The organism is Nocardia arseniciresistens (assembly GCF_046764875.1).
GTDB lineage: Bacteria > Actinomycetota > Actinomycetes > Mycobacteriales > Mycobacteriaceae > Nocardia > Nocardia arseniciresistens.
The window spans coordinates 49,586-73,975 of sequence record NZ_JBKORD010000028.1; the positions used below are offsets into that span (position 1 = coordinate 49,586).

A 24,390-nucleotide genomic window follows, 5' to 3' on the forward strand; every position below is an offset into this window, starting at 1 on the left:
TTTCGACGTACCTGGCGGCTACTTGACGCCGTAGCGCGACAGGTAGTGGGTGGACAACACTCGCAGCACCCGATCGAACAGGAAGCCCATGATGCCGAGCACGATGATGCCGACGAAGGTCCAGTCGATACGCCCGTAGTTGCGGGCCTGCCAGATCATCGAGCCGATGCCGTGGTCGGCGGCGACGATCTCGGCGGAGACGATGGTCAGGAAGCTGTTGCCCATGGCGAGGCGGGCGCCGGTGACGATGCCCGGCACCGAGGACGGCAGCACCACGGTTTGCATGATCTGCAGCTTGTTCGCACCGAGGTTGGTCGCGGCCTGCAGCTTGCTTTCGCTGATCGCCACGGTCGCCGCGATGGTGCTGACGGTCACGATGAACACCGAGGTGTAGAAGATCAGCACAATCTTGGACGTCTCGCCGATCCCGAACCACACCACCGCCAGGGTCACGAACGCGATCGGTGGAATGAACCGGAAGAACTCGATGTAGGGGTCGAGCAGTTGACGGACGAGGTTGACCCGGCCCATCAGGATGCCGATCGGCGCACCGATCACCACGCCGAGAGCCCAGCCGATCAGGATGCGCTGCGCGGACGCCGAGATCGAGGTCCACAGCACCCCGCTCGCGGCGAGTTCGCGTGCGGCCGACCACACTTCGACCGGAGACGCGATAGTCGTCGGCCCGTACCACCAGGCGAGGAACGACCAGATAGCGAGGCCGATGGCCGCCGAGGCCGTCCACAGCACGGCCGTATGCAGCACTGCACGGCCGGTGCTTCGGTTCTTCGTGCGGGTGCGCCGAGCCGAGGCCGGACGCACCGGGGCGGGGGTCTGCACGACGGCGGTCATAGCTGCTCCTCTTCGATGCCCTGATTGCGCAGCGACGCGACGACCTCGGCGCGGATATCGTCACGGAGCTGTTCGTACAGTTCGATCACGCCGGGGTCGGCACGGTCGCGTGGTCGCGCCGCATGCACCTCATAGATGCTCTTGATGCCGGCCTTCGGACCGGCTGACATCACCACCACCCGATCGGCGAGGGTGAGTGCCTCGTCGATGTCATGGGTGACGAAGACAACTGTGCAGCCGGTGTGCCGCCAGATCCTGTCGAGCTCGATCTGCAGGACCTGCCGGGTCTGTGCGTCGAGTGCGCCGAATGGTTCGTCCATCAACACGAGCGATGGCTGGTTCGCGAGCACGCGCGCGATCTGGACGCGCTGGCGCATACCGCCCGACAGCTGCGCCGGGAATTTCTTGCCCGAGTGCGGCAGCCCGACCATCGCCAGATACTCGGCGGCGATGCGGGCCTGCTCGGCCTTGTTCGCGCCGTTCATCCGCGGTCCGTAGCTGACGTTGCGGCTCACCGTCATCCATTCGAACAACGCCTCGGAGCTCTGGAAGACCATGCCCGCGTGCGGATTCCCGCCCGCGACCTCGTCTCCGGCACAGACGATCTCGCCCACACTCGGCTTGACGAAACCGGCCATGGCCGAGAGCAGGGTCGACTTGCCGCAGCCACTCGGCCCGAGCAGGCAGACGAACTCGCCGGGGCGCACCCGCAGGTTGATTTCCGAGACTATTTCGGCGTCGCCGAAACTGATGCCGAGCTCGCGCAGATCGATGGGTACACCGGTCGTGGTGGTGGCAGTCATGGCTTGCCCTCCTGATACCAGTCGAGCAGGAGCGCGGAGGTCAGGTCCGGCTGCTCGGACAGAACGCCGATCGTCTTGTAGAAGTCGACAACCGACTGTGCGGACGCGACGTCCTTGTCGGTCAGATTGTGGACGCCGAAGTCGATTTCGCCGGTCGCGGCGACGGTCTGGTCCTCTTCGACGTTGACCGCCTTCTTGGTGGTGGTGGCCGCGAGCTGCGGGTCGGCTTCGACCCGCTTGGTCGCCTCGTCGAGCACCTTGGCGATCGAACGGGCGGTGGCGTCGTTGGCCCGCAACCATGGCTCGGTGGTGATCGCCCAGTGGTGGTAGAACCAGTCGTAGTCGCCGGTGACGGCGGCAACGTGACCGGTGCCCTGCGACAGCGCCGCGGCAGGCCACGGCTCCCACAGCACATAGCCGTCGATGTCGCCGCGGCTCAGCAGCGCGGGCATATCGGTGGGCGTCGCGTCGATCATCTTCACCGACCCCGCCGGCACGTGGTTTGCCTCGAGGTACTTGGTGGTGGAGATCTGGCTCAACCCCGCCACGACGCCCATCTTCTTGATGCCCGCGGCGGAGTCGACGCCGTTGCGCAGGACCACTTTGATGTAGTCGCCGGACACCTCGTAGGAATACATCGCCCGCAGCGAGGGATTCTGGCGCAGCTGCGCGATGGTTGTGGTGTCGGAGCTGCCCGCGACCTGCACCTGTCCGGTTGCCAGCGCGTCGACGGCCTCGCCGCCGCGACCGAACTGGACCAGTTGGACGTCCAGACCCGCATCGGCGAACATGCCCTCCTGGTCGGCGAGGAAGAACGGCGCATACGACGCGTCGATTCCGACCGCGATTCGCAGGGCGCCACCACTGCCGTTCGCGGTGGTCTTGGTAGCCGGCCGGGTACAGGCCACCGCGGTAATCGCGAGAACCAACGCTGCTGAGGCAAGGGCTACCTTGCCGAATTTCGATCGCCAGGCCATATGTGCCCACCTTCGCTATTTCTTATCTGTTCCGCACTCGCGGGGTGTGATGAAGAAAACTAAACGCACCGCCGTGGCACGAATACCAATCCGGTCCACCGAGCGGACCGCTCGCGAAAACTTACCGGTCGGCAACATTTCACCCGCAGCCTCAGGCGACACTCTTCGCGCGCGCCGACGCCTCGGCAAGGAATTCCAGACTCAGCGGGTTGTACAGTGCGGCCTGCTCATGCTGGGGCCAGTGGCCGCATTCGGTGAACAGCCGCAGCCGTGCCCCGGGAATGTCCTCGGCCATCTTCTTGGCTTCCGGTACGTCGCCGAAGGGATTCTCGTGGCCCCACACCACCAGCGTGGGCGCCTTGATGCGCGCGAGCCGGTCCGGACGCAGCAGGTTGCGCTGCCGGATCTCCATCTCCTGCAAGGAAAGCAGGTTGTGGATGTTCGCCACGAAATCGGGCTGATGGTAGATGCGATGCCTGGCTGCGACCAGTTCCTCGGTCGCGTGCACCGGATCGTGCATGAGCAACCGCAGCCGGGCGCGGGTCAACTCGATGTCATCGTTGCGCACCGCGTTGGTGGTCGAGGTCTTGATGCGCTGCATGATCTCGGGGTTGGCGACCGTGCCGCCGGCGGCGAGCAATTGCAGCGAGCGAACCCGCTCGGGCTGCTCGCTGGCCAGCTGTGCCGCCACCCAACCGCCGAGCGACTCGCCCACCAGGTGAACCTCGGCCAGCCCGACCGCGTCGAGGTAATTCACCAGATGCTCCACGTAGCGCGGAATTTCGTAGCGGTAGTCGGGCTTTCCGGTGTAACCGTGCCCGAGCATGTCGATGGCGTGGCACTCGTAGGACCGGGCGTGAGCGGCGATATTGCGGGCGAAGGCTTCGAGGTGACCGCTGGTTCCGTGCAGGAACACCACCGCCTCGTCCCCGGAGCCGGCCTGCAGCGCGCGGGTGGGGACGCCGCCCGCGTCGACGGTCCGCACCGTGAAGTCGAGTCCGGCCAGTTCATTCCAGATTGTCATGCGTTGTTCCTTTACGAATGGTGGGTGGGAAAGCTAGCGAATCAATGCGTCGGCCGCGTGGCAGGATCGAGGACTGCGACGCCCATACCGGTCAACCATTCCGGAATCGCTTCGTAGGCAAGCCGTTGCGCGGGAATGTATTTCATGATCGCCGCCATCATCAGCCAGGTGCGCAATTCCTGGGCGCCGTTTCCGGCCGCTTCCTCCAGCTCGCTGGTGGTGTACTCGGCCAGTTCGGCCGCCTTGCCCGTTTCGAACAGGTCGAGGATTCGGTTGTCGAACTCCGGGGAGATAGCGGCTTCGGCTGCCCGGATGATCTGGCGGCGGCGAACGTCGTAGTCGGCCCAATTCTCCCTGCCGTCGAGCCAGGCCTGGACCATGAAGTCCTCGTCCTCGCCGTGTGGATCACGCCAGTCCGGCCACGGCAGCTGATGGGAGAGCCCGCCGGAGGCGATCACCACCACCCGCCTGTCTTCCGGAAAGGATTCGATCGCCGCACCGAGCGCGAGAGCGAGTTCTTCGCACCGCTTGAACGTCGGCAGCGGTGGCGCGAACACATTGACCACCAGGGGCACGATCGGGACATCCAGTCCCGCGAGCAGGTATTGGATGGCGTGCGACTGGCCGTGGTCGATCTGCAGCCTGGCGGAGAAGGCGAGGTCGAACCGACCGCCCTCGATGACCTCGGCCGCCAGGTGCTGTGCGAGTGCCACATCGACCTGCTGTGGTCCGGCGGGCGTGCCCGATTCGCCGCTGGCATTGCATTCGCCGACACCGAGCGTGAACGGCGGAATCAAGTCGAGCCAGAATCCGCGAAAGTGGTTGGAGCCGAGCAGAATCACCGCGTCCGGTCGTGCCGCGGCGATGCGCTCGCGGGTCGCGTACAGTGCGTCTCGGAAACGCTCGGCCTCGGCCTTGTGGGTGGTCTCCTCCCAGTGCGTGTTCATCAGGGTGCTGTGCGAGGCGCCGACACCGAGCACGATCTTCGCCATCAGTTGATTCCTACTTCCTCGAGTGTCCGGGTGACTGTGTCGACGGCGACGCGGACGAGATATCGGGTCAGCCGCTCCGCTTCGCGTAGCTCCACCGTGTTCATGCCCATCGCGAAATCCACCTCGAAGGGCGCGTCGAGGACCTTGGGCATGCCGACCCGCACGGTGGGGATGCCGCGGCCGCGCAGGATGTTCGCGTCGGTGGCGCCGCTGCCGTCGCGTACCTCGCGGTGCGGGCCGCCGTCCGCCGCCTCCCATGCTTGAACAGCGCTGCGGCACAACCACATTCGAGGGTCAGATGACTCACCTCGAATGGCGACGATCTGTTCGACATCGACGCGGGCATCGAGTTCGGCGGCAATCGAACGCACCGCCGCGACAATTTCACGTTTCGCCGCTGTCGGCGTCGTGCGCGGACTCAGCCGCAGATCCACCATCATCCGCACCAATTGCGGGGTGAACGACGCGGTGCGCTCCCAACCGCCGCGAATGTTGGCGACCATGCCTTGCGGCGACACCAGCCCGTCGCGGTGCGCGGCCGAGTACTCCGGAAACCAGCGCTCCAGTCGCAGCGCAACCTCCCCGGCGAGCGCCACCGAGTTGCGGTATGGAAGTCGATGCCGCGACCCGACATAGGTATGGCTGCCGTACACGGTGATTTCGAACCAGCTCAGACCGACCTCCTCCCACGACACCGTCCACCCGGGTTTGGCGATGAGCGCGAAATCCGCCCAGACGCCCTGCTCGAGCAGGAAGGAGCAGCCGACTCCCTGACCGGTATTGCGGCGCGGGTTGCCGACACCGGGGCGCGCGTTGGTCGGCATCCCGCCGGCACCGAATCCGACCAGCAGGTCCCCGGTCAGGGGCAGCTCGGCGGCGCGGATCGCTTCGACGGCCGCCTGCACGCACGCTGCGTGGCCCTTGGGGTTGGACGCGCCGAGACCGATCACGTAGTCGTCGTCGGCCACCGCTCGCGCGGTGAGGTCCGGTCGCAGCGTGTCCGCGGCCCATGGCAGGTCTTCTTCGACGTTCCCGCTTGTGACGGTGTCGATCGGCGCGTACAGCAACAGGTCGGGTCCGGTGCCGTCGCCGCGCAGTCGCCCCCACGAATTGGCTTGCCGGTCATCGAGATACATCGTGTGCGACTCGATGCCGCGCTCCGCGAGGGTCCGGGTGATGTGCCGCGCGAGCGGCGCTTCATCACCGGTGGGGCTCGCGATGTCCACCATGGCGGCGATCAGGTCGCGCAGCCGTTTCCGGTCGATTCGAGCCCACGCCTGCTCGGTCCACCGCCGCCGAGTCTCGTCGAGACCGGCGAGCGGATCGGCGCCGACGGTCACGGGTTGACCTGGTGCACCTGGGTATTGGTGCGCGCGGCGAGTAGGCGCCAGGCCTTTGGCGCGCCCATGGCCAGCAGCACGCCGATTGTCACGCTCATGAGGGTCTTGAACATCGGAGGTCTCCTCTACTCGGTGGTGCCGGTGGCCGGTGTGGCGCCGGCCTCGACGCCGGGTGCGGTGGCCTCGGATGCCGGTGCGACAGGGTTGCGCGCCACCGGCTTACGGTGTTCGCGCGCCGCCCGGACCGGCGGGTCGGGTGCGTATGCCACCGCGGCGGCGATCTTTTCGGCGTATTCCCGCTCGGCCAGGTTTCGCCACGCGGTCAGCGACACGTCTGGGCGATACAACTTCTCCGGTGGCGCGTCGGTGACGCGGACCATCCACTCGTCCTGCCCGGAGAACTGGCCGTGGAACAGCCAGCGGATCGCGCCGAGGTACTTGGCGTAGAACCCGAGCTTCTTGACACCGGTGACGAAATTGACCATCAGGCCGACGTACTGGTGGTTGTCCTCGTCCACCGGCACGTAGAACTCGTAGTGGATGAAGGTCGGGTACGCTATGCGCAGCACGCCGGGCATCGACAACGAGGCGAAACCAGGGAAGTTCTGCGCGGCGATCACCGGATTCACCTTCAGCCCCGCACCGGTATTGCCGATCTGCGAGATCTTGCCCTCATCGGGCTTCTTCTTCCACCAACGCTTGTTGGTCCACTTACCGACACCCGGGAAGTCGGCCTCCCAGTACACCTCGTCTTGCACCCGGTAGATCCAGCGCCCGTCGGGCACGATGCTGGTGATATTCCAGGTCGGCATCGGTTTGAACAGTCGCCACAGCGACGTCCGGTGCAGGTATTTCGCGTGGCCCTCATCGAAACCGTTCTCACACGCGAAACGCCAGTTGCCACCGCGACGCTGGATGCGACCGCCGACGATGCCCTCGTTCTCGACCAATTCCAGTGGGAGTTGGTCGTCGATCGACGTGGCGGGCTCGCTCCCGATCGGGATATACACCCAGACCATGCCGAGTCGCTCCTGGACCGGGTAGGTCTGCACTGACAGCTTGCCGCAGATCTTCGAGTCCGGGCCATCGGTGATGACCGCGGCCAGCTTGCCGTCGGTGAGCCGGAAGGTCCATCCGTGGTAAGGGCAGCTGACCGTCCCCGGGAACTGCTGGTCGCCCTCCGAGAGCGGGACGCCGCGGTGCGGACAACGGTCGTGCAGCGCATAGGCTTTGCCGTCGTCCCGGATGATCGCGAGCTTCTCGCCGCAGACGGTGTAGCTCTTGGGATCCTTGGTGATGTGACTCGACCAGGTCACCGGATACCAGTAGCCCCGGTAGCCGCTGCCTGCCTCGTCGTATCGGGGCCACGCGGTCCAATCCTGTCGACCGGCCGCGCGTGGCCGCTCGGGGAGCGTCATGGTGGGCTCCGATGCCTCGGCACCAGTCATCTGAAGTCCTCTCGAAGTCGGTACGCAGATCCTGCGCCGCGCCACGCTTCGCTCCAACGGATTCGGTTCGCTCAGCAGACCGGGTGCGCATTCGGCGCGATCACGGCTGCGCCGACGGCGCAGATGGTGCCGTCGTCGCTGTGCTCGACCAGCTCGAGTTCGATCCGATCGCTGTGCGCCGCCCGCACCGAGCCGGTCACGGTCAGCACGCAGCCGACGTACGCGGGCGCGCGATTGCGCCACTCGACGCTGCGCACGCCGGCCGCACCGCCCGCGAACCGGGCTGCTGCACGGAAGAACAACGTGCCGTGTAGTTGCGCCATCACCACCCGATCCGACAGGCCTTCGGCCTTCGCGTAAGCGGTGTCGTAGTGGATCCGGTGCGCATTATGGGTGGCGGCCCCGAAGCGCAGCACGCGTACCGGATCCGTGTGCAGTGCAACGGATTCGACAATGTCGCCGACGGCGGGTCCGGTCGTCATCGGACGATGAACCGTTCGGTGACCGTGGCCAACTCGCCCGCCACCGCGGCGCGATATGACTTGACGACGGTGATCAGCAGAAACGGCGAGTCCGGCCGACCTTTGGACTCGACCTTCTCGATCACCCGGATCACCTCGATCTCCTCGCCGAGCGGCGTCGGCGCCAGGAAGGCGATCTGCTGCCCGCCCGCCATCAGCCGCACGTCGAGCCCGGCGGTGCCCGGCACCTCGTCGGCGAACATGCCGTCGTCGCGATATTCCGGATCCTGGCCCCCGAGCGGGCCGCGCAGCAGGCTCGGCAGGTACATCGGGTGCACCGCGAAGTCGGGGTGGGCGCCGTCGAGGAACCGGGGGTCCTCCGCCGCGCAGGCTCGGGCGAAGGCAATCGACTCCTCGGCGCGCACCTGGCCGAGCCGACGTCGATCGACGGCGCCGATCAGCCGCCCGGCCCGCTCCTGTGCGGTATGCAGATCGGTTCTCATCAATCGAAAGTAGATCCGGCCGGTGCGCGCGGCCACCGATCAGGACCGCCCAGCGGACCGTGATCCTTTCCGCACCCGCGTGCGATGGGGTCAGGTGTGCCTATGACACATCGACCCGACAGCTTGTACGCCACCGCGGACGGCGTGAAATACCACTTCCATGACCTCGGCGCCGGCTCTCCCACGATCTTCCTGCACGGCGGCGGGCCCGGCTGCACCGCCTGGTCGGACTTCGGACCGGTCGCACCGTTGTTCGCGCAAGATCGCCGCGCGATCCTCGTCGACATCCTGCAGTACGGCCGGTCCGACAAATGCACTATCGCGGGTCCGATGTGGGATTTCCACGCCGCCAAGACGGTTGCGCTACTGGACGAACTCGGTATCGAACGCGCCGACTTCATCTGCAACTCGTGGGGCGGCACGATCGCACTGAATCTGGCCGCCAAATATCCGGACCGGGTGCGCTCGCTGGTCATTACCGGAAGCATGCCGGTGTTCTATGGTCCGCTCGCCCCGCTGCCCGAAGACGGCCGACGCGGTCGCAACGCCCGCGACATCTACTACGGCGGCGAGGGGCCGACCCGGGAGAAGATGCGGCAGCTGATCACCCGGCTCGAATGGTTCGACGGCGACCGACTCCCCGAGGAAACCCTCGAGATGCGCTATCAGCAGAGCCTCGACCCCGAAGAGATGGCACTGGCGGCGGCGTCGGACAACCCGCGCGGCGACTGGCAAGACCTGACTGCCGAACTCGCGATGATCGAGGCGCCGGTTCTGTTCGCCTGGGGCATGTACGACGCATTTCTGACCCCCGACTATCCACTGATGCTGGCCCGGATGATCAAGCACGGACACATGTACGTAATGGACCGAGCTTCCCACCACCTCCAGGAGGAGCGGCCGAACGACTACTACGCGGCAGTGACCGGGTTCCTCGACCAACAACACCCGTGACCACCACGATCGCAGGCGCTTTACCCTCGATTCCGCCCGTTCCGTCCCGGCTCACGTAAGGGTTGCCTGCCAGGTCCTGGGGGTGCAGCGAAATGGCGGCGAGCGTAGGGGCGCGCAGTCGCTCGGCCACTCCCCGTCGTGATCGACAGGGAGTGGCCGTGGGCTATTTTCTGAGTCGCGGATCAGCCGCCGAAGGATCCGGTGCTGAGCAGGGGAGCCGGGTTGGGCCTATCGGGACCGTTATGGTCGCCCGGTCGGTCGGGTCCGCCGCGACCGTCATGGTCGCCCGGTCCGTCGTGACCATCGCGGCCGCCCTGCCAATCGGGGCCTTGCTCGCCGGGGTAGCCGATCTCCTGGAGCGGCACCGTGTCGGAGGCCACGGCTGAGATATCGGTGGCCTGGGTTGGCTCGGCGGAGGCTGTAACCGCAAGCGCCGAGATCGGCGCGATCGCGATTACTCCGGCAACGGCCACGCGCGCCGCGATTCGACGCGAACGAGAGGTGATGGTGGACAAGAGGAGTTCCTTCCGTCGGGTGAGTGACCGTGCGGCGACTCACTGATCTCAGTCAACGGGCCGTTGCTGCAAGCACGGTGTTGCCCAGCTGTGAAGTTGCTGGATGCCGCCGCAGACTGCCGCCGGCTACCAGCCGGGTACCGAGTGTCGAGCGTTCGGATGGCATTCCGACGGATCTGCGTGCGCCCGACATCAGCGCCCGACATGGGGTGCCCGTGCCAAAATTGCGCCTGCCGAACGGATTTCATCGGAGAGCGTGCCGCCGGGCGCTGCCGTCCCGGCAGGGTGGTAGCCGAGTATGGGTTCGAACCCGGGGAGTCCCTTGATGTTCACCGCGCGCCACAGGTTGGCGTGCCGGTCGGCGATCAGCACCACGCCGAGAGTGCCGAGATCGGTGCTGTCGCGGTCATCGAAGGCGATGCCGAACGCGAATACGGGGAGGCCGGGCGCATCGGTGAGCAGATCGGTGGCGATGTCGGCGAGAGTGCGACGCGGGTAGTTCTCGAGCGCGGTAACGAAGAACTGAAACCGGTCGTGTTCCGGGCGGAGCACGGCGAAAAACAGCGGCGGCATGCCCCAGCGGTGCAGTTCGTCCAAAGCGGTGTGCGTGAGTTCTGATATGCGCTGCGGCGTCGGGTCGGTCATCGTCATGGTTTGTGCCTCTTGTCGACGGTATGCAGCAGCGCGGCCCAGTAGTCATCGCGCAGTGCGTCCCAAAGGGTTTCGTGCTTGGGAAACCACGCGCGAACTTGGACGAGGTCCGGCAGCCGGTCGTCATCGAAGAACACCGAGCCCGGCTGGGCGGACGGTAGCGGCGTCTTGGGGTACTGGTAGGCGGGGGACGAGTCGCCCGTCACCCGAAGGCGCACAACCCGCACGGCCTTGTCAACCAAGCGCCACTGGACCAACTTCCCATCCTGAGTTTCAGTGGTGCGCAACGCATATCGATTCATCGTCACCCTCTTGTCGGATTGACCCCGCGATGCCGGGGGAGTGGTCACCCCGACACCGCGAAGATGTTCGAAAGCGACCGCGCATGGGTTGCAAGCGCGTTCACGAATCGCGGGTTGTTCAGGGACATCGGCTTGGTCTCTGTCTTCGCACATCGAGGGTTTGGTTTGCCGGTTTCCTGTACGTTCCAAGCCTGGTCCTGGGACGATGCGCAGCGCAGAGTGGAGAGATGCAGGTCTGAGCTATCTTTAGCGAGGGGCGGACGTGACAACTTGGTGGACCGGTGACTTGGTTCGAGCGCTGCGGAAGGCGCTGCGCATGAACCAGCGTGATTTTGGCCAGCTGATCCGGTCTGGTCAGCGGACAGTTTCGGGTTGGGAGCGCGGGGAATCAGGGGTCAACGCTGGCGCGCAGCTTGCACTCGACGAGGTTTTCGCGACACTGGACCCTGTGGCGCGGGCGCGCTTTGATGTCCTGGCTGAGGAGACCGATATGGACCGCAGACAATTCCTCATGACGACGGCGGCGCTTGCGGCAACAGCGGGGACTACACGGCCGACTGTGACTCCCGCAGCGATTGATCACCTGCGGACCACGATGCATTCGGGAATGTTGTTGGATGATTCGCTCGGGTCGGATGCCGCAAAGGCATTGGTGGACGCGATGGCGCGTACTTGCGTCACCCTGTTGCCAGACTGCCCAGAACTGTTGAAACCACAACTGTCTCGATTGACCGCGGAGGCGGTCGCGTCCTCGGCCTGGGCGGCGTGGGATCAGCGCGACGTCAAACTTGCCGACGCGCTGTTCGGGCAGGCGTTCGAGCATGCCGTGGACGCCGGTGACACCGACGTACAGGCCGGGGTGATGGCTCATCGAACTGACCTTGCGGTGTGGACCCGCCGGTTCGCCGACGCAGCGGATTATGCAGATGCGGCGCTCGGCATCAATGTGCGTGATCGCAGGTTGGCCGACTATCGAGCGTTGCGGGCTGCACAAGCATTCGCGCACGCCAATCGCCGTCAAGATGCTCGACGGCAGCTGGAAACAGTCTCAGGTGACCATGTGGCCGAAACGACGCCGGACAAGTCGCTTGCCTATTGGATGGCAGGTTGGGTGACCAGCGACGTAACCGGATCCGTCCTCGAAGCCACAGGTGACAGACGTGGGGCTGCCGAATCCGTCGAGGACTCATTGCGGTTCATCCCCGACCACGCGGCACGGCATCGTGCGCTGACACTACTGCGCCTGGCTCGGATCGCCGCGCCATTGGATCTCGATCGTTCGGTCGCCGCCGCGAAGCAAGCGGTAGCGCTGTCACGCAAAAACACCTCACCGCGGCTGCGCGGAAAGTATGCGGAAACCAGGCAGCTGCTGGCGCCTTGGGAGAACACCAGCGCGGTCCGAGAACTGGATGCTTTCGCAGCTGCCACATAGATCGACATTCCATCGAGTGGGAAGCTTTCACTGCTGGCGTGCAGGATGGCGAGTTCACCCGAACCTGCCAGTGGTGTGTCGATCAGCCTTCAGACCCCGCGGAACGCGATGTGGACTATACGAGCTTCCGCATCGCGTTCGTCGACAAGGACATTGCGGAACATTCCCACTCCCGTAGGTGATTGAAACACATCCTGGGCCGACTGAACATTTGGCGAGGTTGTCAGATCGGGCCCGGCAATCGTCGTATCAGCAATTGGCGGGTACCGCTTCCTGAAAGCGGCTGTGAATCCAGACTTCTCCAGCATCCATGCCAAGTCGGTGGGAGACATCTCCGCGGCAATTAGGTATTTTGTGTCGCGTACGATCTCCTTCCTCGCGAGGAGGATCTTCGCGCTCTCGGGAAGCGCCCACCCGCCGAACTCGGTCGCTTCTTTCACCAGCTCCGGCCCGGTCGAGTCCTCGCTTTGCGGTGCCGGTACAGCGCGATCGATGGCGCTGTCGCATCCGGTACCGACAAGCGATACCGCAACAAGCATGCAGACCATCAGGGCAAGTAGCGCTCCCTGGCGAACCCTTATCGAAGGAGCCTCACCGGGTCGGATCGGTGTGGGTGTTTTTGCGGCTTTCCGGTCCGGTTGGAAGGCTAATAGAACCACTGGTGGGAACAACCCCTTCGTAGAGTTTGATCACTGATGAACCGATCATATTGAATTCCTTCGCCACGCCGGCCGTGTGCAAGCCACCCAGCTGGACATCACCTACTTCTATTCCGAGAATGTCGGTCTTCTTCGTGTCGTCTTTGTTCGTTCCATCCCAGTTGTAGCGGTCGAATAGGTGGGACTGAAAATAGACAGAGACACGTGGTTGCGCGCCTTCGGTATCTGGTTTATGAACGGTGACTGCTCCGCAGGCGGTAACGTGCACTGAGCCTATCGCCAGGAACCAGTCTCGCTTATCATCTCGATCAAATGTATGGTCCCAGTCCCATGGTAACTGGAACTGAACCGCTTTATCATAGTTTCCTGCGTCGCTAGCGATTCCTCGGGCGGCTTCGGAGACAATTTGGTCGACGAGCTGCTTGAGTTTGGGATCGTCTTGCTCGATCTGATCCGGATCGAGCTCGAGGTCATTACCGGTGTTGCTGAGATAGTGGCGCATATGGGCTGATGCGTGGGTAAGCCCTTTAGCATCTGCGGCCAGTGCCGCGGCAAGCGCTACCTTCGCGAATGCTATGTCGTCAGCACGGCTATACCACGGTTGCGAATTATATCCACCGGCCCCGGGGTCTGTAGGCGGCAATGGCATTGGCATACCAGGGATCTGCGGTGTCATCACGCCCTTTTGTTGGTAGCTGTGGATCGACCGGATCCAAACGTGGAATGACCGGTCGGAATTGATGTGTTATGTGGCGGAGTCAATGCCTTCCTTCCACCACACGTTGTTTCCGAATCCATATTTCGTAACACCTAAATCCACTACAACCTTGTCTGGAATTTCGAACTCGCTCGTGTTGTATGTAGGCACCGTTCGCTCGGGCGAATAATCCAACGCCTGCGAAATCTTCTCGATCATCGTCTTCATCGCACTCTGTCGCGACTCCGCAGACTTCTCGAGCGACTCGACTGCCGAGGCTATCTCCGACCTAATGGATTCCTGCATCGGACTATTGATCAACTGTGCCCACACGCCAAGCGGGAATGTAGAGTCGGAAAAGCTCATTGGCTGCAAGAGTCCGCCACTGAGACCTATCGCCTGGTTGTAGACCAGTCGCTCGAGGCATGCCCCGCCATTCTCAATGATCTTCGACACTACATCCAGATCGAGGCTTCGCCCGGCGACCGATTGCCCGAGAGTGTTCGCGCTTGCTCCGAAGGTCCGTGAGGCCTCCCCGGACCAGCTACTTTGCAACCATCTGGTGCCGCTGATGAGGTTTTCGGAGGTGACAAAGTCGTTGATTCCGAGTAGGCCGATCCGTTTTCCTATGGCTTGCAATACCTCCCAGTCTGCTACCAATGGAGTGAGATAGTCCGCCGTGGGCTTGATTCCGATCGCTGCGCTCAACGGTTCGTCGTAGACCGAGATCTGGCTGATCGCCGACGTGACCACCTGGCGGACCGTGTACTGGTTCTCCTGAACCTCCATCAGGCTGGGCAACTGCAAACCACCGAATCGGGTGACGCCCTGTGTAGCGCCAGTTGAGCCGGATGCGCCTGAGTTCCCGAAGTCGTTCGTCGATGCCGCCGAAATCGCGTTCGCGTTCGTGTCGTCGGTCGCTTGGTACTTGGTTGCCGCGATGGAAAGGTTCGTGCCCAGGGTGCCGACGGCAGTCAGGTCAGCTTGCTGCGCTGTGGAGACGTCACTCTGAAACTTTCCGAATGATGTTGTAAGAGTGGCGATGAGCCCCGTTGAGCCGGTGGGAAGCGACACTGCGGACAGTAAGCGCGACGCATTCGATGAAGAATTTATTTCCAGGTCCTGCAGATCCAACTTGAATCCGGCAAGGCTGGTCACGTCAACCGTGAGGTCATCCACGCCGCCTCCGGAGTGCTCCAGCCGGATTGGCGTCGGCTCGAACTATCACTTCCCCGTAGTCATGGCATCGTCGGAATGTATTGCTACGCATCGACATTGGAACGCACCCCCATGCTGATCTTCGTAAAGACTATACACCCCGACGGGTGGGGCGGGCGGGTTGGGGAGGTCAGGGTGTCGTCTTGGCACTGCAACCACGGTGACGACCATTCGCGGCCTACTAAGTAGGCGAGCGTTAATCCTGGGCCGCGCACAATGTTTCGCTGTCGCATCTCGTCATGAGTAGTGACCTTTACCTCGAGAGGCCCGAGTTGGTCGAGCGATACACGGGAATGGCCGACGATATCCGGCGGAGAGCGCTGGATGAGAAGAGCACGCGAGACCTGCTATGACAGGTGGCGAAGGAGAAGTACGGTGACCGTTGACCTGTCCGGGGCACGCTGGTTAAAGAGCAGCCGCAGCGCATCCAATGGTCAGTGTGTGGAGGTCGCGTTCCTCGATGGCGACCTGATCGGGGTGCGTGACTCGAAGAACCCCGCCTGCTCAGCCCTGGTTTTCGGGCCCGGCGAGTGGGAAGCCTTCACCGCCGGCGTGCGCGACGGCGAGTTCACCCGCGCCTGACGATCAAGCGAACGGCCCTGCTTCGTACGTGTCGGAGCGGGGCCGTTGCCGTCTCCGTATTCCCAAAGCTTCAGTGCCGCAACATAACGCGGACGGCTAGGTCCTCGTTGCTCTTGGCCGGCGAGGGCGGCCCCACGTCCCGGCAGAAAAGGATTGGATGGCACAACGCTCGGACTGGTACCGTCTGGGAGACCGTGATGTCGTGCGAGGAGGTGAGACCCATGAACGCTGTACCGATTGGGTGCTCTCTCTTTTCACGGCTGGGCGATTGACGTAGGTGTCGCCGGGAGCGCCTCGACAACAGGGCAATCCCGAAAGGCAACAACTATGCATTTCACTGCGGAGACATCGTCGAACGGTGTGGTCGAACGCAATTTCACTCTTGGTGAGGTCACCGGCGTGCTCTGGTCGCCCGCAGCCGCTTCTGGTCACGCGCCTCTGGTGCTGATGGCGCACAGCGGCGGCCAGCACAAGAGGGCACCGGGAATCCTGGGCCGCGCACAACGTTTCGTCACCGACTGCGGTTTCCACGTCGCCGCCATCGACGCGCCCGGACACGGCGACCGGCCCCGAACGGCGGCGGACGAGCAGCACATCGCCGTTTTGCGGCAAGCTCAGGCGGCGGGGGAGCCGCTGGTCCCGGTCGTGGTGGAGTTCCACATCGACCTGGCGGCGCGTGCCGTGCCGGAATGGCAGGCGACGCTGGACGCCCTCCAAGGTCTGCCGGAGATCGGTGTCGAAGGGCCCATCGGCTTCTGGGGCATCATGCAGGGCACCGGGATCGGGGTGCCGTTGGTGGCGGTCGAATCCAGGATCACCGCGGCGGTCTTCGGTTGTCTCGGGCACGAATCCCTGGCCGAGGCGGCGGCGCGGATCACCGTTCCGATCGAGTTCCTGCTCCAATGGGACGACGAGCACATCGACCGCCGATCCGGTCTGGCGTTGTTCGACGCCTTCGCCTCGAAGGAAAAGACGTTGCATGCCAACGTGGGTGGGCATGGCGAGATGCCCAGATTCGAGGTCGACAGCTCGACTCGGTTCTTCGCCCGGCATCTCGGTCTGGCCGTCACATCACCGGCCTGACGTGAGGGAGTATCGGCGACCGGCTTGGAGTCGGTCGCCGATACCGCTGTCGCATCTCGTCTTTCGTCGGACCCGGCATGTGAGCGTCGGCGACCGACGCGCCCAGCGCCACATCATCCCGGCAGATGCCACCTAGCCGTTATCGAGGGGCATTCGCCAGGACGAGGTTGCAGGTCCTACGAGCGGCGTCGCCTGCGTACGGCGAACCATCCGATCAGCGCACCGATCACAGCAATGCCTGCGACGCCGATACCAGCGATCAGCATCGTGTTCGTCGACGACTCCGAGTCCGTGTTGCTCGAACTGTTTACCGCCTGGTCGGGAGCGCGGCTTTGCACGGGTTTGCCTGTGCCGGTGGACTTCTCCCCGAACACCCCATCGCCGACCGCGGTCGAGTATGTCGGGCCTTGCTCCTGGTCGCCGGTCACGGTGAGGTCCAACTGGATGGGTACCGGACGATTGTCGCCTTTGCTGCCGCTGCCAACCTTGACGGCGATGTAGTGCCATCCCGCCATGGCCTGTTTGCGTGTTTCGCTGTCGTCGGACTCGCGGTTGTTGTACCGGATGGGTGCGGTGGCCAACCGTACGTACTTTCCAGGCATTTCCTGCCCGGAGTTGCCTGTGTAGGCCCCGGTGTCGGACAGCACCCGCTCTCGGCTCGGGCCGTGCAGGATGGTGCCGACGTTCATGATGTTTTCGGTACCGCCGCCGCCGTTCGGTTCGAAGCGCACCCGATACGCGAGGCCTTGACCCCAATCCAATTTCACCCGGTAGAAGACATATTCGCCCTGCTGGATGGTGTCGGTGTAGCGGCCGCTGCCTGCCAGTGTGCTTGCGACGTTGAAGGATGCGCCACCGGGCAACGGCGTGGCGACGCCGGTCGGTTCGGTGATGCTTACCGGTGGAAGTACGGCTGTCGGGCCGGAATTCGAGACCGCGGGCTCGACGCCGAAAAGGAGTTCGATCGGTAACCGTTCCGGTACCCCGCTCGACACGTTGTTCCAATCCAGCGTGAAGTAGTACGTGCCGCTACCGTGACAGCGATCCATGCTGCCACCGGTGCGTTTCTTGGTCGCGCCGTCGAAGGACCGCGCCACTGTGAGGGCAACCCCGTCGCTGGACATGGACGCCTGCTCCAGCTCGCGGGCATTGCAGTCGGTGCCATCGGCGCCGTAGACGCGCAGTTCCAGGCTGTTGAGGTCGCTGGTTATCGAGACATCGGGCTGCCTCGGGAACGACACCGTGCCGCTGAAATATGCGGTGGCGCCGTCCGGGACGTCGATCGCCCAGTAGCGCTTTTCCTTCTGACCGATGGTGTCGAGGTATTGGCCAGGAGTGGCTTTGGGGGCAGTGTCGTAGGTTTTGGTGCCGGTGATCGGTGTGCCCGCGGCCTTGTAGTTGCGCAGTGCGGCCCCGGTTACTCGGGGCAAGGTGCGCTCCAGCGCCGGTCCGTCGGCCGCGTCGGTATAGGTGCCGCCGGTGGCCTGGGCCATACAGGTCAACTGAGCGCGGGCCTTGGCGTCGACCGCGAAGCCGATCGCGTGCATCACCAGATCGACGCCCTTTTGCTTCAATTCCCTTGCGACCGAACAGGGGTCAGGTGGGGCGCAGGTGTCGTCACCGTCGGAGACCAGCACGATCGACCGCGGCCCGGAATTCGGCAGCGTTTCGGCGGCTTGCCGCAAGGCGGTGCCCATGGGTGTCCACCCGCTGGCCTTGATGCCGTCGACGGCGCTTGTCAGTGCGGCCTTGTCCAGTGTTTCGGGTTTGTGTAGAACCTGCACATCACGGCAGCCCGCAGTCTTCTCGGCTTCGGTGTTGCCGGTAGCGGTGCCGTAAACAGTCAGTCCCACTTGGGATTCGGCGGGCGCCGACCCCACGAAGTTTCGTACGGCACTCTTGGCGGCATCCATCATTGTGCCTGCCGGATCCGGTCGCTGCATGGAACCGGAGGCGTCAAGTATGAGCATGGTCGGCGCGTATTGCTGAGTGCCGGAGTCGTCTGCTTGTGCGGGTAGCGCGGCCAGTGCCAGGCCGACTAAGCCGATGGCGGCAGCTGCGGTCGGTCTTATCAGTCGCTCGGTAAATCTCGACATAGTCCTCGTCTGCTCGGTTCGTCGGTAAATCCGGACAAACGTTACCGACAGTAAGGACATGGCCCCACCGCTGAGAGTGGATGAACCAGCCGCCACCAGGACCAGCGTCGGGCCGGGCATGCCATGCGCCGGGTCCCGGCTTCTCCGAACCGGTCCGCTATATCTCTGAGCGGGCTTCGATGTTTGTGGTGCGAACAGCGGTCCGGTCGGCGGCGCGCCGCAGTTGCCAGGCGGTGACGGCGAGCAGTGCGAACGTCAGCCAGATGTAGGCGTTGCGGCACCAGACGGTGAGGTTGCCCTTGGACGCGTCGAAGACGCTGACGATGGCGGGATCGTAGAAGTTCAGTAGCCCACCCGAGGTGACCACGACCGCCACCACCAGGCCCGCCGGTGCGAGAACCCCGCCTCGCCGCAATGCCAGATCGGTCGAATAGATCAGCAGCGGGGCAAGCCAGACCCAGTGATGCACCCAGCTGAACGGCGATACCGTGGCCATGATCAGCCCGCACAGCACCACCGCGGACAGTTCGTGTCCGGTGAACGACAGCCGCCGCGCCAGCGTCAGGCCGACCACGGCGATCGCGGCCGCGGCCGCCAGCCAGAGCAATTGGTAAACGCCCTGCACACCAACGCTCCTGGCGACCATGCCACGCAGCGATTCGTTCGACACGATCTCCGGAACACCTACGCGGGCGGGGTCGACGAATGCCCCGCTCCAGTACGTCAGCGAGTCCTTGGGCATGGCCGCGAAACCAACGAGCACAGTCGCGGCGAACGCGCCGATCGCCGTCGCCGCGGCCCGGTATCGGCGCGTGACCAGCAGGTAGATCACAAAGAATGCCGGGGTCAGCTTGATTCCGGCCGCGATCCCGGTCAGCGCTCCCTTCCATCGCGACGAATCGGGCATGGCCATATCGGCCAACACCAGCAGCATCAGAAAGATGTTGATCTGCCCGAAGGCCATGGTCTCGCGAACGGGTTCGCACCACAGCAGCAGCGCCGCGACCGCCACGCTCAACAGCACCAGTCGCCGGTCGCGCCGGTAGTCGAGCATCGCCAGAGCCGTCCAGACCGTCGCGATGAGCATCGCGAAGTTGGCGAGGCCTCCGACATAGGTGAACAGGTCACCGTGCAGTGCGACCAGCGGTACGAACAGCAGCGCGGCGAATGGTGTGTAGACGAACTCCCAGACGCCGCGGGTGTTGCCGAGCAGTGGAGTGTCGTAGACCGAAGTGCCGTCGCTCACGCGTTGCCCGGCGATCTGATAGACGCCGAGGTCCATCAAGTGCAGCACCGCCTGCCGCGCCACGATCAGCTGCTCGATGTAATACCCGCCGGCAACCACACCCAGCACGCAGATCGCCCAGAACACGCCGGCGGGAATTGTGCGGCGAGTTGCCCCGGTTTCCGCCGCCATCTCCGCGACAGTGCTCTCGATGGTCGATGATGACACGCTAACTCCCAGCGATTGGGGTGCAGGTTCGCCAACCAACGTAGTGGTACTTGTGTCATTACTACCAGTCGATCGCGATCTTGCCGCTCCGTCAGATCCCCATGCGGAATCGGGGACCGGGCGGCAGCCCGCGCAAGACCGCGGTGATCCAGGCGACCGCCGCGGGCAGACCGGCGATATCGGCGGCGACATGCTCCGGAATAGGCATCGTGTAGTAGCGCAGATCAACACCGCCGTCCCAGTACTTGTCGACCGTCGATTGGATCGACTCCGGGAACGGCAACAGCTCGTCCCAGATCCCATGCCACATAAACACCGGCATGCCGGGCAGGTTCTGCGGCTGTCCGAGACTCTGCTCGACCAGTACCCGCTGGATCTCCGGATCCTCGAGGGCTATGCCGGGCTTCAGGTAGGAGTTCACCGGACGGTAGGCTCCGCTCGCCGCGCTGGTCCAAATGCACCGTCCCTGAATGTTGTTCAGCAGCTCCTGCCCCTCGGTGGTGAACAGTCGTTGCGGATCGAAGACGTCGGGGTAGGTCTTGGTCAGATTGGCGAGCACCAACCACAAGGTGAAGTTGCCGGGCCCGGTGAAGTTGGCGATACCGGCATCGTGGGTGACGTTTCGCCGTGCGATCTGAACCATGTCACCGGGCACGCCGCCCTGCGCGGACCCGACGATATTCAGCTCGGGAGCGTAGGACCGGTGCATTTCGGCGGCCCTGGACGTCCCGCTGCCGCCACCGGAATACCCGTAGAGCCCGACGGCGGATTCCGCGAGCCCGAGGCCGGGATCGTTCTTGGCCGCCCGGATCCCATCCAGCGCCATCCTGCCTTCGCCGAAGGTCAGCATCTGCGAGGCATCCACGCCGTCGAAGTCGGTGACCACAACGGCGAAACCCTGGATGAGGAACGGGGTCAACAGCGCGATCTCCTTGAAGATGCCCGCGCGCAACGTGAATGAGGGATTGCAGATCCCCGAGCTACTGTCGATCGCCTCCTGGTAGGACAGAATCGGTCGCGGGCTGCCGATCCACGGCACCGGCGGGATCAGCACGGTCGTCGCGGTGACGGTGGGGTTGTCGTGCAGATCCGTTGTGCGGAAAAGGATCTGGCGGGTGGTCAGCGGCATCGGGATGCCGGTGAGGTAGGTGCCGACGTCCCGGGTGCGCACGATCTGGCCGTTCGCCATCGCATCCAGGTCCGCGGGCTGCGAGTACCAGGGGTCGGTCCGCGGGTCGGCGACCGGCAAGAATTTGTACAGGTCCGATTCACGAGGCAGATTCGGCAGCTGATTCTGATCCGGCGGCATGGGCGGCAACGGATCGGCCGCCGCGACGGGGGCGGCGACGATCACGCATACCGCGACCGCCATCGAAGCCATCGCATCGGCAATGCCTCCGAGCAGGCCATCGGCCATTTCAACCACCTCGATGTGGGTATTCGCGATATCCCGGACGGGAAGTACGTCCCAACTATCGGAACATCTGCTTCCTATCGTGCGGTAGCGGCATTCTGCCGAACTTCTCGCGAGATCTCCTGTGCGTGTGCACGACTGACGCGCCTGGGACTTACCGCAGGCTCGGCTGCGCCAGCACTCGGTAAGCCTCGGCGACATAGTCGATCCTGGCGTCCTCGAGTTCGGGGCGCGGATAGGTGGAGCGGAAGATCGCCTCGCCGTCGAACATGTGGATGAGCGAGGTGGCAAGCAGGCGTGCGAGTTCCGGAGGAACCTCCGGGCCGAGGATTTCGACCGCGACCCGTTCGACGTCCGCGATCAACGCGTTGGCGACCGGTGCCAGGCGCGCCCGCAGCTCCGGTTCGGTACGGGCGGCAACAAGCAGTTCGAACCACACGGTGTTGGTGCGGTCGCGGATCTGCGATCGGACCGCACGCATGACATCCACGAAGTCCCTGCGCTCGCGGCTGACCGGCCGGGAATTGAAGGCTGCCATGTGCTGGTGCCCGACCTCCTCCGCGGCGGCGACAACAAGGTCGATCCGCGAATCGAAGTGCCGGAATATGCCGCCTTTGGATACACCGGACCGCTGGCTGATTTCGCCGAGCGAGGCACGGTGATAGCCGACCTCGGCGATGGCCTCGATTGTCGCGTCGACGAGCTTGGCGATGGTCGTGGCTCGTCGCTCGGCTTGGGTGCGGCGTGGCGGTGCCGTCACCGTTGCCCGGACCGCAGGAACTTTCCGGTGCGGCGGGTGCCGAGCGCGGGTGCGGCTGTGCCATTCCCGAAGACATACTCGCCGCCGATGAAGACGGCCGAGACGGTGTCGTCGTTGCGATTGACCATGCGTGGCATGTTATCGAATTGGGCGACGGGGCTTTCGGTGTATGCGTCGAGCGTCTCGTCGAGATGCGCCGGGTCGATGATGACCAGGTCGGCGCGGTCGCCGGTGCGCAGGTGTCCGGCGTCGAGCCCGTACCAGTCGGCCAGCTCACCGGTCAGTCGGTGTACCGCGCGTTCGAGCGTCATGAAAGGACGACCCGCCGACTCGGCCCGGTGCACCCGCCGCAGGAAGCGCAGCCCGAAGTTGTAGAACGCCATATTGCGCAGGTGCGCGCCCGCATCCGAGAACCCGAGCTGCACACCGGGATCGCTGCCGAGCTTCTCGAGGTACTCGGGGCGGTGATTGGAAATCGTTGTGCGCCAGCGCAACTTGGTGCCGTATTCGACGACCAGGTCGAGAAAGGCGTCCACCGCATGCAACCCGTCACGATCGAGACCCACTTGACCGAAGGTCTTGCCGATCACCCGGTCGTCGGGGCAGGCCACGATCTCGGCGTCGAAGAAGTCCCGGTGCCAGACCCGCAGCCCGAACTCGGCGTCGTAGTCCTTGCGAAACCGCCTGCGGTAGCCCTCATCCCGCATCAGCGCGTTCCGCTCGACCTGATCGGCCAAATGCAGTGCCGCCGCGCCCGAACCGAACTCCTCGAAGATGACGAGGTCGATGCCGTCGGCGTAGACCTCGAACGGCACCGGCAGGTGTTGCCAGCGGAAGTCGCCACCGAAGCGGTTGAGCAGACGCGCGATCGGTCCGAGTATGTGGATGAGGAAGGGGCTGGCCTTGATATCGGCGGCGGACAACAGGCTGGTTTTCAGCGGTTTGCGGAAGATGCCGAGGCTGCTCAGCGTCATCGCGCCGACGCTGCGCGGCGAGGTGATGTCGGGTCCCGCCTGGAGCACTCGGCGGCGGCGGCGCAGGATCGCATTGAGCCGCCTGCGCTCGCTGGCCTTGGCGTAGGTCGACGGCAGCGTGCGCGATCGGCAGGTTTCACCGTCGAGCTTGTCGAAAAGCAGCTGCTGCGCGGACATTCCGACGAAGCCCGCGTCGAGCGCTTCGGTGAGTTTGGTTTCCATCCCCGCGAGCTCGGCAGCCGTTGGCCGGACATCCTTGCGGGTGGCGCGTTCGAGACCCATCTCCGCGGAGCGCACATCGGAATGTCCGAGGAACGCGGCGATATTGGGCCCCAACGGCAGCGCTTCGAGGGCCGCGACGTACTCGCGCGCGGAGCTCCACGTCTTGCTCTCGCCGACGGTATCGATCACATGACGGCGGGGGATCGCTTCGACGCGGCCGAACAGATCACCGGCATCGGTGGCTCCCACATGCACGGTCGACAGCGAGCACGAACCGAGGAACACCGTGGTGATGCCATGGCGAACGGATTCACTCAGCGACGGCGTCTGCAACACCTCGATGTCGTAATGGGTGTGAATGTCGATCATGCCGGGCAGCACCCACTTGCCCACGGCATCGACAACATTGGCGCACCCCTCCTCATCGAGCGGTTCCACCGACACGGCGGCGACGCGCCCATCTCGAATCCCGAGGTGTCGGATGGCCGACGTCGAGCCCGCGCCGTCGAACCAGCGCCCACCCTTGATGATCGTGTCGTAGCTCACACATACATAGCAACCGATCGGTCGCTAAATGTCAATGGCTGCGCCCTGGGCGGCGATCATCGATGATCTAGCGCTGCTCGGTCATGTCATCGAGAGATGCCGTGTGCTGGACGCTAGTAGCGACCGAAGGCGAGCGCGACGTTGTGCCCACCGAAACCGAACGAGTTATTGATCGCGTACTCGATCTCCTGGCGGCGAGCCTCGCCGTGCACCACGTCCAGATCGATCTCCGGATCAAGGTTGTCCAGGTTCAGCGTCGGCGGGACAATCCCGTCCCGAATGATCGCCCGCGCCTCGGCGGTATCGCCGATCCGCGTCGATGTAGCCCTCGACGCCACCGGTGACGACGATATCGGCGTCACCCATGACGATCATGCGCCACGCGTTGGCGATCGCCTCGGAACCGGACGAGCACGCCGAGACCGGAGTGAC

Annotated in this window: 25 protein-coding genes and 1 pseudogene; 4 read left to right on the plus strand and 22 right to left on the minus strand. The window is 64.3% G+C overall.

Features of this window, described 5'->3' with window-relative positions:
- Nucleotides 1-18 precede the first annotated feature (18 nt).
- From ACLMAJ_RS36040 to ACLMAJ_RS36080, 9 genes are all read right to left on the minus strand, one after another.
- Nucleotides 19-852 (minus strand): ABC transporter permease, encoded by an 834-nt coding sequence (locus ACLMAJ_RS36040; RefSeq protein WP_412018387.1) that lies wholly within the window; start codon nt 850-852, stop codon nt 19-21.
- Nucleotides 849-1,655 (minus strand): ABC transporter ATP-binding protein, encoded by an 807-nt coding sequence (locus ACLMAJ_RS36045; protein WP_412018388.1) that lies wholly within the window; start codon nt 1,653-1,655, stop codon nt 849-851. Before ACLMAJ_RS36045 ends, ACLMAJ_RS36040 begins: the two co-directional genes overlap by 4 nt.
- The gene (locus ACLMAJ_RS36050) at nt 1,652-2,632 is read right to left on the minus strand and encodes an ABC transporter substrate-binding protein (RefSeq protein ID WP_412018389.1); all 981 of its coding nucleotides are present in this window, start codon (nt 2,630-2,632) and stop codon (nt 1,652-1,654) included. Before ACLMAJ_RS36050 ends, ACLMAJ_RS36045 begins: the two co-directional genes overlap by 4 nt.
- Before the next feature lie 151 nt (nt 2,633-2,783).
- A complete protein-coding gene (locus ACLMAJ_RS36055; protein WP_412018390.1) occupies nt 2,784-3,656 on the minus strand; it encodes an alpha/beta fold hydrolase in 873 nt (290 codons plus the stop codon).
- 41 nt (nt 3,657-3,697) lie between these two features.
- The gene (locus ACLMAJ_RS36060) at nt 3,698-4,648 is read right to left on the minus strand and encodes a DODA-type extradiol aromatic ring-opening family dioxygenase (protein ID WP_412018391.1); all 951 of its coding nucleotides are present in this window, start codon (nt 4,646-4,648) and stop codon (nt 3,698-3,700) included.
- Nucleotides 4,648-5,988 carry a M20 family metallopeptidase gene (locus ACLMAJ_RS36065; protein WP_412018392.1) on the minus strand — a complete coding sequence of 447 codons (1,341 nt, stop codon included), beginning with the start codon at nt 5,986-5,988 and terminating at the stop codon, nt 4,648-4,650. The genes ACLMAJ_RS36060 and ACLMAJ_RS36065 overlap by 1 nt, the downstream gene beginning before the upstream one ends.
- A 125-nt stretch (nt 5,989-6,113) precedes the next feature.
- Nucleotides 6,114-7,436 (minus strand): Rieske 2Fe-2S domain-containing protein, encoded by a 1,323-nt coding sequence (locus tag ACLMAJ_RS36070; protein WP_412018393.1) that lies wholly within the window; start codon nt 7,434-7,436, stop codon nt 6,114-6,116.
- Nucleotides 7,437-7,507: 71 nt separating this feature from the next.
- Nucleotides 7,508-7,918 carry a hotdog family protein gene (locus ACLMAJ_RS36075; RefSeq protein ID WP_412018394.1) on the minus strand — a complete coding sequence of 137 codons (411 nt, stop codon included), beginning with the start codon at nt 7,916-7,918 and terminating at the stop codon, nt 7,508-7,510.
- The gene (locus tag ACLMAJ_RS36080; RefSeq protein ID WP_412018395.1) at nt 7,915-8,400 is read right to left on the minus strand and encodes a hypothetical protein; all 486 of its coding nucleotides are present in this window, start codon (nt 8,398-8,400) and stop codon (nt 7,915-7,917) included. The genes ACLMAJ_RS36075 and ACLMAJ_RS36080 overlap by 4 nt, the downstream gene beginning before the upstream one ends.
- A gap of 102 nt (nt 8,401-8,502) precedes the next feature.
- Between ACLMAJ_RS36080 and ACLMAJ_RS36085 the strand changes: the two genes are divergently transcribed.
- Nucleotides 8,503-9,354, plus strand: coding sequence for an alpha/beta fold hydrolase (locus ACLMAJ_RS36085; protein WP_412018396.1), 852 nt, complete (start codon nt 8,503-8,505; stop codon nt 9,352-9,354).
- A gap of 182 nt (nt 9,355-9,536) precedes the next feature.
- On the opposite strand, the gene ACLMAJ_RS36090 is transcribed toward ACLMAJ_RS36085, so the two are convergent.
- The 3 genes from ACLMAJ_RS36090 to ACLMAJ_RS36100 form a co-directional block, all read right to left on the minus strand.
- The gene (locus ACLMAJ_RS36090) at nt 9,537-9,869 is read right to left on the minus strand and encodes a hypothetical protein (RefSeq protein ID WP_412018397.1); all 333 of its coding nucleotides are present in this window, start codon (nt 9,867-9,869) and stop codon (nt 9,537-9,539) included.
- 192 nt (nt 9,870-10,061) lie between these two features.
- A complete protein-coding gene (locus ACLMAJ_RS36095; protein WP_412018398.1) occupies nt 10,062-10,520 on the minus strand; it encodes a hypothetical protein in 459 nt (152 codons plus the stop codon).
- Nucleotides 10,517-10,822 (minus strand): hypothetical protein, encoded by a 306-nt coding sequence (locus tag ACLMAJ_RS36100; RefSeq protein ID WP_412018399.1) that lies wholly within the window; start codon nt 10,820-10,822, stop codon nt 10,517-10,519. Before ACLMAJ_RS36100 ends, ACLMAJ_RS36095 begins: the two co-directional genes overlap by 4 nt.
- A 262-nt stretch (nt 10,823-11,084) precedes the next feature.
- On the opposite strand from ACLMAJ_RS36100, the gene ACLMAJ_RS36105 reads away from it, so the two are divergent.
- Nucleotides 11,085-12,254 (plus strand): helix-turn-helix domain-containing protein, encoded by a 1,170-nt coding sequence (locus ACLMAJ_RS36105; protein WP_479725046.1) that lies wholly within the window; start codon nt 11,085-11,087, stop codon nt 12,252-12,254.
- Nucleotides 12,255-12,343: 89 nt separating this feature from the next.
- Here ACLMAJ_RS36105 and ACLMAJ_RS36110 read toward each other — a convergent pair whose 3' ends face one another.
- From ACLMAJ_RS36110 to ACLMAJ_RS36120, 3 genes are all read right to left on the minus strand, one after another.
- Nucleotides 12,344-12,793: a hypothetical protein gene (locus ACLMAJ_RS36110; protein WP_412018401.1), complete on the minus strand. Its 450-nt coding sequence runs from the start codon at nt 12,791-12,793 to the stop codon at nt 12,344-12,346.
- Nucleotides 12,794-12,845: 52 nt separating this feature from the next.
- Nucleotides 12,846-13,589: a hypothetical protein gene (locus tag ACLMAJ_RS36115; RefSeq protein ID WP_412018402.1), complete on the minus strand. Its 744-nt coding sequence runs from the start codon at nt 13,587-13,589 to the stop codon at nt 12,846-12,848.
- 69 nt (nt 13,590-13,658) lie between these two features.
- The gene (locus ACLMAJ_RS36120; RefSeq protein WP_412018403.1) at nt 13,659-14,789 is read right to left on the minus strand and encodes a WXG100 family type VII secretion target; all 1,131 of its coding nucleotides are present in this window, start codon (nt 14,787-14,789) and stop codon (nt 13,659-13,661) included.
- Nucleotides 14,790-15,203: 414 nt separating this feature from the next.
- Between ACLMAJ_RS36120 and ACLMAJ_RS36130 the strand changes: the two genes are divergently transcribed.
- Both ACLMAJ_RS36130 and ACLMAJ_RS36135 read left to right on the plus strand, forming a co-directional pair.
- Entirely contained in the window at nt 15,204-15,410 is a 207-nt protein-coding gene (locus tag ACLMAJ_RS36130; protein WP_412018405.1) for a DUF397 domain-containing protein, read from the plus strand.
- 327 nt (nt 15,411-15,737) lie between these two features.
- The gene (locus ACLMAJ_RS36135; RefSeq protein WP_412018406.1) at nt 15,738-16,493 is read left to right on the plus strand and encodes a dienelactone hydrolase family protein; all 756 of its coding nucleotides are present in this window, start codon (nt 15,738-15,740) and stop codon (nt 16,491-16,493) included.
- 176 nt (nt 16,494-16,669) lie between these two features.
- On the opposite strand, the gene ACLMAJ_RS36140 is transcribed toward ACLMAJ_RS36135, so the two are convergent.
- From ACLMAJ_RS36140 to ACLMAJ_RS38095, 7 genes and pseudogenes are all read right to left on the minus strand, one after another.
- Nucleotides 16,670-18,589: a vWA domain-containing protein gene (locus ACLMAJ_RS36140; RefSeq protein ID WP_412018407.1), complete on the minus strand. Its 1,920-nt coding sequence runs from the start codon at nt 18,587-18,589 to the stop codon at nt 16,670-16,672.
- 157 nt (nt 18,590-18,746) lie between these two features.
- On the minus strand, nt 18,747-20,042 hold the full coding sequence (locus tag ACLMAJ_RS36145) for a glycosyltransferase 87 family protein (RefSeq protein WP_412018408.1): 1,296 nt from the start codon (nt 20,040-20,042) through the stop codon (nt 18,747-18,749).
- Nucleotides 20,043-20,133: 91 nt separating this feature from the next.
- Nucleotides 20,134-21,459 carry a lipase family protein gene (locus ACLMAJ_RS36150; protein WP_412018409.1) on the minus strand — a complete coding sequence of 442 codons (1,326 nt, stop codon included), beginning with the start codon at nt 21,457-21,459 and terminating at the stop codon, nt 20,134-20,136.
- 151 nt (nt 21,460-21,610) lie between these two features.
- A complete protein-coding gene (locus ACLMAJ_RS36155) occupies nt 21,611-22,216 on the minus strand; it encodes a TetR/AcrR family transcriptional regulator (protein WP_412018410.1) in 606 nt (201 codons plus the stop codon).
- Complete coding sequence (locus ACLMAJ_RS36160; RefSeq protein WP_412018411.1) at nt 22,213-23,958, minus strand: N-acyl-D-amino-acid deacylase family protein; 1,746 nt, start codon at nt 23,956-23,958, stop codon at nt 22,213-22,215. Before ACLMAJ_RS36160 ends, ACLMAJ_RS36155 begins: the two co-directional genes overlap by 4 nt.
- 113 nt (nt 23,959-24,071) lie before the next feature.
- Nucleotides 24,072-24,230 (minus strand): annotated as a pseudogene (locus ACLMAJ_RS38090) (beta-ketoacyl-ACP synthase); the annotation flags it as partial.
- Nucleotides 24,193-24,333, minus strand: a complete 141-nt coding sequence (locus ACLMAJ_RS38095) for a hypothetical protein (protein ID WP_479725047.1) — start codon at nt 24,331-24,333, stop codon at nt 24,193-24,195. The gene ACLMAJ_RS38095 and the pseudogene ACLMAJ_RS38090, both read right to left, overlap by 38 nt.
- Nucleotides 24,334-24,390: the final 57 nt, after the last annotated feature.

Coding starts and splice junctions, on each gene's coding strand:
- ACLMAJ_RS36075 (WP_412018394.1), bottom strand. CDS start 7,918: ATGACGACCGGACCCGCCGTCGGCGACATTGTCGAATCCGTTGCACTG.
- ACLMAJ_RS36040 (WP_412018387.1), bottom strand. CDS start 852: ATGACCGCCGTCGTGCAGACCCCCGCCCCGGTGCGTCCGGCCTCGGCT.
- ACLMAJ_RS38095 (WP_479725047.1), bottom strand. CDS start 24,333: ATGATCGTCATGGGTGACGCCGATATCGTCGTCACCGGTGGCGTCGAG.
- ACLMAJ_RS36095 (WP_412018398.1), bottom strand. CDS start 10,520: ATGACGATGACCGACCCGACGCCGCAGCGCATATCAGAACTCACGCAC.
- ACLMAJ_RS36110 (WP_412018401.1), bottom strand. CDS start 12,793: ATGCTTGTTGCGGTATCGCTTGTCGGTACCGGATGCGACAGCGCCATC.
- ACLMAJ_RS36150 (WP_412018409.1), bottom strand. CDS start 21,459: ATGGCCGATGGCCTGCTCGGAGGCATTGCCGATGCGATGGCTTCGATG.
- ACLMAJ_RS36140 (WP_412018407.1), bottom strand. CDS start 18,589: ATGTCGAGATTTACCGAGCGACTGATAAGACCGACCGCAGCTGCCGCC.
- ACLMAJ_RS36060 (WP_412018391.1), bottom strand. CDS start 4,648: ATGGCGAAGATCGTGCTCGGTGTCGGCGCCTCGCACAGCACCCTGATG.
- ACLMAJ_RS36135 (WP_412018406.1), top strand. CDS start 15,738: ATGCATTTCACTGCGGAGACATCGTCGAACGGTGTGGTCGAACGCAAT.
- ACLMAJ_RS36055 (WP_412018390.1), bottom strand. CDS start 3,656: ATGACAATCTGGAATGAACTGGCCGGACTCGACTTCACGGTGCGGACC.
- ACLMAJ_RS36050 (WP_412018389.1), bottom strand. CDS start 2,632: ATGGCCTGGCGATCGAAATTCGGCAAGGTAGCCCTTGCCTCAGCAGCG.
- ACLMAJ_RS36080 (WP_412018395.1), bottom strand. CDS start 8,400: ATGAGAACCGATCTGCATACCGCACAGGAGCGGGCCGGGCGGCTGATC.
- ACLMAJ_RS36070 (WP_412018393.1), bottom strand. CDS start 7,436: ATGACTGGTGCCGAGGCATCGGAGCCCACCATGACGCTCCCCGAGCGG.
- ACLMAJ_RS36115 (WP_412018402.1), bottom strand. CDS start 13,589: ATGACACCGCAGATCCCTGGTATGCCAATGCCATTGCCGCCTACAGAC.
- ACLMAJ_RS36100 (WP_412018399.1), bottom strand. CDS start 10,822: ATGAATCGATATGCGTTGCGCACCACTGAAACTCAGGATGGGAAGTTG.
- ACLMAJ_RS36045 (WP_412018388.1), bottom strand. CDS start 1,655: ATGACTGCCACCACCACGACCGGTGTACCCATCGATCTGCGCGAGCTC.
- ACLMAJ_RS36085 (WP_412018396.1), top strand. CDS start 8,503: ATGACACATCGACCCGACAGCTTGTACGCCACCGCGGACGGCGTGAAA.